Source organism: Qipengyuania sp., from assembly GCF_048550555.1.
GTDB lineage: Bacteria > Pseudomonadota > Alphaproteobacteria > Sphingomonadales > Sphingomonadaceae > Qipengyuania.
The window spans coordinates 1-7,438 of the sequence record NZ_JBLYYF010000026.1 but is presented as its reverse complement, the minus strand read 5'-3'; the positions used below and the strand labels follow the sequence as shown (position 1 = coordinate 7,438).

The 7,438-nt window shown below is 66.6% G+C and carries 13 protein-coding genes; 11 read left to right on the top strand and 2 right to left on the bottom strand.

The features are described from left to right. The 8 genes from ACN4E0_RS06290 to ACN4E0_RS06255 form a co-directional block, all read left to right on the top strand. Positions 1 to 574 (top strand): acyl-CoA dehydrogenase family protein (locus tag ACN4E0_RS06290; RefSeq protein ID WP_419566643.1); only part of this gene is annotated, 574 nt, incomplete at its 5' end. Continuing rightward, a complete protein-coding gene (locus ACN4E0_RS06285) occupies positions 574 to 1,662 on the top strand; it encodes a Zn-dependent alcohol dehydrogenase (protein ID WP_419566642.1) in 1,089 nt (362 codons plus the stop codon). The genes ACN4E0_RS06290 and ACN4E0_RS06285, both read left to right, overlap by 1 nt. Beyond that, positions 1,662 to 2,741 (top strand): phosphotransferase family protein, encoded by a 1,080-nt coding sequence (locus ACN4E0_RS06280; protein ID WP_419566641.1) that lies wholly within the window; start codon positions 1,662 to 1,664, stop codon positions 2,739 to 2,741. The genes ACN4E0_RS06285 and ACN4E0_RS06280 overlap by 1 nt, the downstream gene beginning before the upstream one ends. Positions 2,742 to 2,789: 48 nt before the next feature. Then, entirely contained in the window at positions 2,790 to 3,614 is an 825-nt protein-coding gene (gene dapD / locus ACN4E0_RS06275; RefSeq protein WP_419566640.1) for a 2,3,4,5-tetrahydropyridine-2,6-dicarboxylate N-succinyltransferase, read from the top strand. 75 nt (positions 3,615 to 3,689) lie between these two features. Then, a complete protein-coding gene (locus ACN4E0_RS06270) occupies positions 3,690 to 4,001 on the top strand; it encodes a hypothetical protein (RefSeq protein ID WP_419566639.1) in 312 nt (103 codons plus the stop codon). Positions 4,002 to 4,021: 20 nt separating this feature from the next. Beyond that, complete coding sequence (locus tag ACN4E0_RS06265) at positions 4,022 to 4,249, top strand: DUF2945 domain-containing protein (RefSeq protein ID WP_419566638.1); 228 nt, start codon at positions 4,022 to 4,024, stop codon at positions 4,247 to 4,249. After that, a complete protein-coding gene (locus ACN4E0_RS06260) occupies positions 4,249 to 4,437 on the top strand; it encodes a DUF3008 family protein (RefSeq protein WP_419566637.1) in 189 nt (62 codons plus the stop codon). Before ACN4E0_RS06265 ends, ACN4E0_RS06260 begins: the two co-directional genes overlap by 1 nt. Then, entirely contained in the window at positions 4,421 to 4,861 is a 441-nt protein-coding gene (locus tag ACN4E0_RS06255; protein ID WP_419566635.1) for a DUF1810 domain-containing protein, read from the top strand. Before ACN4E0_RS06260 ends, ACN4E0_RS06255 begins: the two co-directional genes overlap by 17 nt. A gap of 22 nt (positions 4,862 to 4,883) precedes the next feature. Here ACN4E0_RS06255 and ACN4E0_RS06250 read toward each other — a convergent pair whose 3' ends face one another. After that, positions 4,884 to 6,146 carry a dipeptidase gene (locus ACN4E0_RS06250; protein ID WP_419566634.1) on the bottom strand — a complete coding sequence of 421 codons (1,263 nt, stop codon included), beginning with the start codon at positions 6,144 to 6,146 and terminating at the stop codon, positions 4,884 to 4,886. Positions 6,147 to 6,213: 67 nt separating this feature from the next. Here ACN4E0_RS06250 and ACN4E0_RS06245 point away from each other — a divergent pair, with 67 nt between their 5' ends. Genes ACN4E0_RS06245 through ACN4E0_RS06235 form a run of 3 tightly spaced genes read left to right on the top strand, consistent with a single transcriptional unit; the run spans position 6,214 to position 7,333 of the window. Next, entirely contained in the window at positions 6,214 to 6,504 is a 291-nt protein-coding gene (locus ACN4E0_RS06245) for a DUF427 domain-containing protein (RefSeq protein ID WP_419566633.1), read from the top strand. After that, positions 6,501 to 6,938 carry a cupin domain-containing protein gene (locus ACN4E0_RS06240; protein ID WP_419566632.1) on the top strand — a complete coding sequence of 146 codons (438 nt, stop codon included), beginning with the start codon at positions 6,501 to 6,503 and terminating at the stop codon, positions 6,936 to 6,938. The genes ACN4E0_RS06245 and ACN4E0_RS06240 overlap by 4 nt, the downstream gene beginning before the upstream one ends. Next, complete coding sequence (locus ACN4E0_RS06235) at positions 6,935 to 7,333, top strand: DoxX family protein (protein ID WP_419566630.1); 399 nt, start codon at positions 6,935 to 6,937, stop codon at positions 7,331 to 7,333. The genes ACN4E0_RS06240 and ACN4E0_RS06235 overlap by 4 nt, the downstream gene beginning before the upstream one ends. Before the next feature lie 6 nt (positions 7,334 to 7,339). Here ACN4E0_RS06235 and ACN4E0_RS06230 read toward each other — a convergent pair whose 3' ends face one another. After that, a complete protein-coding gene (locus ACN4E0_RS06230) occupies positions 7,340 to 7,435 on the bottom strand; it encodes an SWIB/MDM2 domain-containing protein (protein WP_347188934.1) in 96 nt (31 codons plus the stop codon). Positions 7,436 to 7,438: the final 3 nt, after the last annotated feature.

Genomic DNA, 7,438 nt, shown 5'->3' with positions numbered 1-7,438 from the left:
GGGCGAAGGCCGCGGCTTCGAGATCGCGCAGGGCCGCCTCGGCCCGGGCCGCATCCACCACTGCATGCGCACCATCGGCGTGGCCGAGGAAGCGCTCGCCAAGATGTGCAAGCGCCTCCAGGAACGCGAAGCCTTCGGCAAGCCGATCTACAAGCATTCGGTGTGGGAAGAACGGGTTGCGCGCGCGCGCATCGACATCGACATGACCCGCCTGCTGTGCCTCAAGGCGGCCGACATGATGGACAAGGTCGGCAACAAGGCGGCCAAGCAGGAAATCGCCATGATCAAGGTCCAGGCGCCCAACATGGCGCTGAAGATCATCGACGACGCCATCCAGGCGCATGGCGGCGGCGGCGTGAGCGAGGACTACGGTCTTGCCTCGGCCTATGCCCACCAGCGGACCCTGCGCCTCGCCGACGGTCCGGACGAGGTCCACGCCCGCTCGATCGCGCGGATGGAATTCGCCAAGCACCTGCCGGAGAAAGGCCCCACCGCCAACGCACTGCGCGAGGGCGCGGCCCCGACATCGGGCAACGACAACTTCAGCTCGGGCGACATGGGGGCGACGCGCTGATGGCCAAGGCTGCAATTCTCGAACAGGTCGGTTCGCTCACCATCGGCGAGGTCGAACTCGCCGACCCCGGCCCGCACGAGGTCCTGATCGACACAAAGGCCTGCGGCCTGTGCCATTCGGACCTGCACTTCATCGACGGCGCCTATCCGCACCCGCTCCCGGCCATTCCCGGCCACGAGGCGGCGGGCGTGGTGCGCGCGGTCGGCAGCGAAGTGAAGACGGTCAAGCCGGGCGACCACGTGGTTTCCTGCCTGTCCGCCTTCTGCGGGCACTGCGAGTTCTGCGTCACCGGGCGCATGGCGCTGTGCATGGGGGCGGACACCCGCCGCGCACCCGATGCCAAGCCGCGCATCATGCGCGCCGACGGCAGCGGCCCGGTCGCGCAGATGCTCAACCTCTCGGCCTTCGCCGAGCAGATGCTGATCCACGAGCATGCCTGCGTCGCGATCGACAAGGACATGCCGCTCGACCGCGCCGCCGTGATCGGCTGCGCGGTGACCACGGGGGCGGGCACGATCTTCAACGCGTGTTCGGTCGTCCCCGGGGAGACCGTGGCCGTGGTCGGCTGCGGGGGCGTGGGCCTTGCGGCGATCAACGCCGCCAAGATCGCCGGTGCCGGCAAGGTCATCGCGATCGACCCGATCAAGGAAAAGCGCGATCTCGCCGAAGTGCTCGGCGCGACGCACACGGTCGACGCCATGGCCGACAATGCGGTCGAGGAAGTCATGAAGATTTCCGGCGGCGGCGTGCATCACGCGATCGAAGCCGTCGGCCGCCAGGCTTCGGCCGATCTCGCGGTGAAGATCCTGCGCCGCGGGGGCACCGCGACGATCCTCGGTATGATGCCGCTCGACTGCAAGGTCGGGCTCGGCGCCATGGACCTGCTTTCGGGCAAGAAGCTGCAGGGCGCGATCATGGGGATGAACCATTTCCCGGTCGACCTGCCGCGCCTCGTCGACTTCTACATGCGCGGACTGCTCGATCTCGACACAATCATCGCCGAGCGCATCCCGCTCGAGAAGATCAACGAGGGCTTCGAGAAGATGAAGGGCGGCCATTCCGCGCGCAGCGTGGTGGTGTTCGACTGATGGCCGAAGAGAAGCCCATCGATTTCGACAAGGAGATGGTCGGCACGGTCGAGGTGTCCGACGCCGACAAGATGGACCTCGACGCGCTGACCGCTTGGTTCGAGGCGCATGTCGAGGGCTTCGAGGGTCCGATCGACTATTCGAAGTTCAAGGGCGGGCAGTCGAACCCGACCTATCGCATCGATACGCCGAACCGGTCCTACGTCCTGCGCCGCCAGCCCTTCGGCAAGCTGCTGCCCAGCGCGCATGCGGTCGACCGCGAATACAAGGCGATGCACGCGCTCGGGCCGACCGGCTTCCCCGTGCCCAGGACCTATGGTCTGTGCGAGGATCCCGAGGTCATCGGCAGCAAGTTCTTCGTCATGGGCCTCGCCGACGGGCGCAGCCTGTGGAACGGGTCGCTGCCCAACAACACGCCCGAAGAGCGGCGCGAGATCTACAATTCGATGATCGACACTTTCGCCGATCTGCACACCAAGGACCCGGAGGCCATCGGGCTGGGCGATTTCGGGAAGCCGACCGATTATTGCGCGCGCCAGATCAGCCGCTGGTCGAAGCAGTACAAGCTCTCCGAAACCGAGCACATGCCCAAGATGGAGCGGCTGATCGAATGGCTGCCGCAGACCATCCCGCCGCAGCATGAAAGCTCGGTCGTCCATGGCGACTACCGGCTCGACAACATGATCTTCATGCGTGACGAGAACCGCGTGCTCGCGGTGCTCGACTGGGAATTGTCGACGCTGGGCGATCCGATCGCCGATTTCAGCTACCTCATGCTCAACTGGCACAATCCGCATGATGGCCGCGCCGGGCTGGAAGGGCTCGACCTGAAGGAACTCGGCATCCCGTCGCAGGAAGAAGCGGTCGATCGCTATGTCGCGCGCACCGGCTACCCGGTCCCGCCGATGGACTGGTATTTCGCCTACAACCTCTTCCGGCTCGCCGGGATCATGCAGGGGATCAAGAAGCGCGTGATCGACGGCACCGCTTCCTCGGCGCATGCCAAGTCGATGTCCGAACGCGTCGCGCCGCTGGTCGAGAGGGCCTACGACTTCGCGGTCGCGGCGGGGATGGACTAGCGCGCCCACACTGCTAACGACCGCTCCGCATACCAACCGGAGACCAGCATGAGCGCCGAGCTAGAAACCCGCATCGAAGCCGCGTGGGACGACCGCGCCAATGTCACCCCGCAGAGTGCGGATGTGCGCGAGGCGGTGAATGCGGCGCTGGCCATGCTCGACAGCGGCACGGGCCGCGTCGCCGAGCCCGATGGCAAGGGTGGCTGGACGGTCAACCAGTGGCTCAAGAAGGCGGTGCTGCTCAGCTTCCGTCTCAACGACAACCGGTTGATGGAGGGCGGCAGCGCGGGCCATCCCGCCTTCGACAAGGTGCCAAGCAAGTTCGCCGGCTGGGACGAGGCGCGCTTCCGCGAGGCAGGTTTCCGCGTGGTCCCCGGCGCGGTGGCGCGCGAAGGGGCCTATATCGCGCCCGGCTGCGTGCTGATGCCGAGCTTCGTCAATATCGGCGCCTACGTCGGCAAGAGCACGATGGTCGATACCTGGGCCAGCATCGGCAGCTGTGCACAGATCGGCGAGAATTGCCATATCTCGGCGGGTGCCGGGATCGGCGGCGTGCTCGAACCGATGCAGGCCAATCCGACCATCATCGGCGACAATTGCTTCATCGGCGCGCGCAGCGAGATCGTCGAGGGCGTGATCGTGGGCGAAGGCAGCGTCGTCGCCATGGGCGTCTTCATCACCCAGTCGACCAAGATCGTCTATCGCGACACCGGCGAGGTGATCCGCGGACACATCCCGCCCTATTCGGTGGTCGTTCCCGGATCGATGCCCGGCAAGGACGGAGGTCCCGGCCTCGCCTGCGCGGTGATCGTGAAGACGGTCGACGCACAGACGCGCGAAAAGACCGGCATCAACGACCTCCTGCGCGACTGAACGACAGGAACATTCGCCGTACGAATGCGTAAAACTTCCTGAAACGCGCGTATTCGCGTAATTGGGAGTAGTGCCATGCACAAGGACGGCGAAGAAATCCATGTCGACGATACCGAGGCGAGCGGCGGCTCGAAAGAAGGTGTCGTGCGCTGGGTGCTGGCCGGCGGCCTGCTGCTGGCGATCATCCTGCTTTCCGTAACCTGGATTATCCCGGCGCTGAGCACCGGCGACGTCGAGGAGGAAGGCACGGTAAGCGGCCAGATCTCCTCGATGGAAGACGATGGCGACGATACCGACAGCATCGTCACCGACCTGGGCGATGACCAGGCCGCCCCCGGCGACGACCAGACGACCATGGAGGACGGCGTCGAGGTCATCGAGAACTGATCGCGACCGGAAATCGGGAAATGAGCACATCGAACAGCTTCCGAACCGGCCAGCACGTCGAATGGGACTGGGGTGACGGCAAGGGCCAGGGGCAGGTCAAGCAGCGCTTCGAGCGTGAGGTGACCCGCACCCTGCAGGGAAGCGAGATCACCCGACACGGTGACCCCGACAATCCCGCCTACCTCGTCCGGCAGGACGACGGCGATGAAGTGCTGAAGCTCGGCTCCGAGCTTTCGGGCCAGAACTGATGCCGGCGAAGTCGAAAGCCCAGCAGCGCGCGGCGGGAGCCGCGCTTGCCGCCAAGCGCGGCGAAACGAAGGTCGGCGATCTCCAGGGCGCCTCGCGCGAGATGTACGACAGCATGAGCGAGGACGAGCTCGAGGATTACGCCTCGACCGAGCTCGATGGCCTCCCCGACCATGTCGACGAAGGCTGACCTCGAGGGGTTCGCCCATTTTCTGCAGGCGCAGGACGGCGGCGTGTACGACCGCGCGCTCGACGAAATCCGCGAGGGCGCCAAGGCCGGCCACTGGATGTGGTTCATTTTCCCGCAGATCGCGGGCCTGGGGACGAGCGCGACGACGCGCAAGTTCGCCCTGGCCAACGCCAGCGAGGCTCGCGGCTACTGCATGCATGAGGAGCTCGGGCCGCGGCTGTTCGAAGCGACCGAAGCCATGCTCGACTGGGCCGGAACGATGAGTGCCGAGGAAATTCTCGGCCCCGTCGATGCGAAGAAGTTCCGCAGCTCGATGACCCTGTTCGAGGCAACCTGCGCCGACGAGGATGCGCAGGTCTTCGCCGATGCGCTCGACCAGTTCTTCGACGGCGAGCGCGATCCGCTGACGCTCGAGCGGCTCTGAGACGCGCCCGCGGGCTGCGGCCCTATTCTTCGGGCAGCGGGGTCTCGATCGGCGGCATGTCGCGCACGCTCGCGGCATAATGCTCGGCCGCGCGCAGCACGCGCATCATGTTTCCACTCGCGATCTTCTGCAGGTCGGCCTTGCTGTAGCCGCGGCGGGCCAGCTCGACGAACAGCGCCGGATAGCCGGTGACGTCCTCCATCCCCACCGGGCCGGTGTCCATCCCGTCGTAATCGCCGCCGAGGCCGATGTGATCGATCCCGGCGACCTCGCGGATATGATCGATATGGTCGGCCATGTCGGAGACCGAGGCGGTGGGCATCATATGGGCAGTATCCCATTCCGCGAGCGCCGCCTCGACCGCAGCTGGCTGGCCGCGCCACAGCGATTCGAGCCGCGCCTTTTCGCCCTCGCGGTTGGCATACCACTGGCGCTGCGCCTCGCTGAGATAGCCCGGCAGCGCCACGACCATCACCACGCCGCCGTTCTCGGGCAGCCGCGCCAGCACGCTGTCGGGCACATTGCGCGCATGGCCGTTGATCGCGCGTGCGCCCGAGTGGCTGAAGATCACCGGCGCCCTGGCGGTATCGAGCGCGTCCATCATGGTCGCTTCGCTGACATGGCTCAAATCGACCAGCATGCCGAGCCGGTTCATCTCGCGCACCACCTGCTCGCCGAAGGGGGTCAGCCCGTCGTTCTCGGGGGTGTCGGTGGCGCTGTCGGCCCAGGACATCTTCTTCGAATGCGTCAGCGTCATGTAGCGCGCGCCGAGCGCGTAGAACTGGCGCAGGACCGCCAAGCTGTCCGAGATGGCATAGCCGCCTTCCATCCCCAGCAGCGAGGCGATCTTGCCGCTCTTCATCGCCGCGTCGACCTGGTCGGAGCTGGTGGCGAAGGCGAGATCGTCGGGATAGCGCGCGATGACCCGCTTCATCACGTCGATCTGCTGGAGCACCGCCACCGTGGCATCGGCATCGGGCAAATTGGCCGAGACGTAGACCGACCAGAACTGTGCGCCGACATGCCCCTTGCGCAGGCGCGGCAGGTCGGTGTGCATCCCGCCCTCGCTCCACCCGTTCGACGGTGCCTGCGCCGTGTCGGCGAAGTCGAAATCGGCGAGCATGTTGCGATAGCGATCGCGCAGCTGCTCGGGCACGTCGTTGTGCCCGTCCCACACCGGCGCTGCTTCGAGCGCGGCCTCGGCCACCTGCTCGGGCGTTTCCGCGAGGGCGGGCGTGGCACAGGCGAAGGCGGCAGTGGCGGTGGCGAGCAGGAAATGGCGCATGACGAGGAACCCCTTGATGTCTTGCGGGCTGTCCTAGCAAAGAGGACCCGCAAGGAAAGGCCCAATCATGACGATCACCGCCCGCTGGAATGGCGAAACCCTGGCCCGGAGCGACGATACGGTCGTCGTCGAAGGCAACCACTATTTTCCCGCCGGGGACGTTGCCCGCGGGGTGCTGGTCCCGAGCGAGACGACCAGCCGGTGCCCGTGGAAGGGTACGGCGAGCTACTACTCGATCAATGCGGGCGGCGCGATCAATACCGACGCGGCCTGGTACTATCCCGAGCCCAAGGAAGCCGCCGCCGAAATCAGGGACCGCATCGCCTTCTGGAAGGGCGTCGAGGTGGTCGAGGAGTGAGCCCCGCCCGCAAGATCATCGAGCAGCTCGGCCTCGAACCGCATCCCGAAGGCGGCTGGTACAAAGAAACCTGGCGCGCGCCGGCCGCCGAGGGTGAACGCGCGGCCGCCACCGCGATCCATTTCCTGCTCGAGCACGGCCAGGCCTCGCACTGGCACCGCGTCGACGCCTCCGAGATCTGGCTGTGGCACGCGGGCGATGCACTCGAGCTGTCGCTGGCCGAAACCGACCATTCTCCGGTCGAGACGATCACGCTCGGTCCCGATGTCCTAGGCGGCCAGGCGGTGCAGCATGTCATCGCTCCGCACTGGTGGCAGGCCGCGCGGCCCGCCGCAGGCGCGCATGGCTATGTGCTGGTGTCCTGCGTCGTGGCCCCCGCGTTCGAATTCGCCGGTTTCGAACTCGCGCCGGCGGGATGGGAACCGGGCGCGTGATCCGTGCTGGCCTGCGCTGGCTGCTGGCGCTGTTCTATGCCTTGGCCGGATACATGCATTTGGCAGATCCGGCGCCCTTCCTGGCGATCATGCCCGGCTGGGTCCCCGCGCCCGAGGCGGTGATCTGGTGGACCGGAATTGCCGAACTGCTCGGAGCGGTCGCGCTCGCCCAGCCCTTCAGCCAGCCGCTGCGCCATGCGGGCGCCGTGGGGCTCGCGCTTTATGCGATCTGCGTCTTTCCGGCGAATATCCACCACTTCGCGCTCGACATGGCGCGCCCCGATGGCGGGTGGGGCCTCGGCTATCACCTGCCGAGGATGGTCGCGCAGCCGCTGCTCGTGTGGCTCGCGCTGTGGACCGGCGGCGCAACGGACTGGCCGCTGCGCCGCCGGTAAGCTGGATCAGCTCATGTGCTTCGAGACGGCGCCCGTCATCTTGAACATGGAGATCTGTTCCTTGCCGATCACCGCGCCGAGCTTGTCGTCGGGGTTGATCATGCG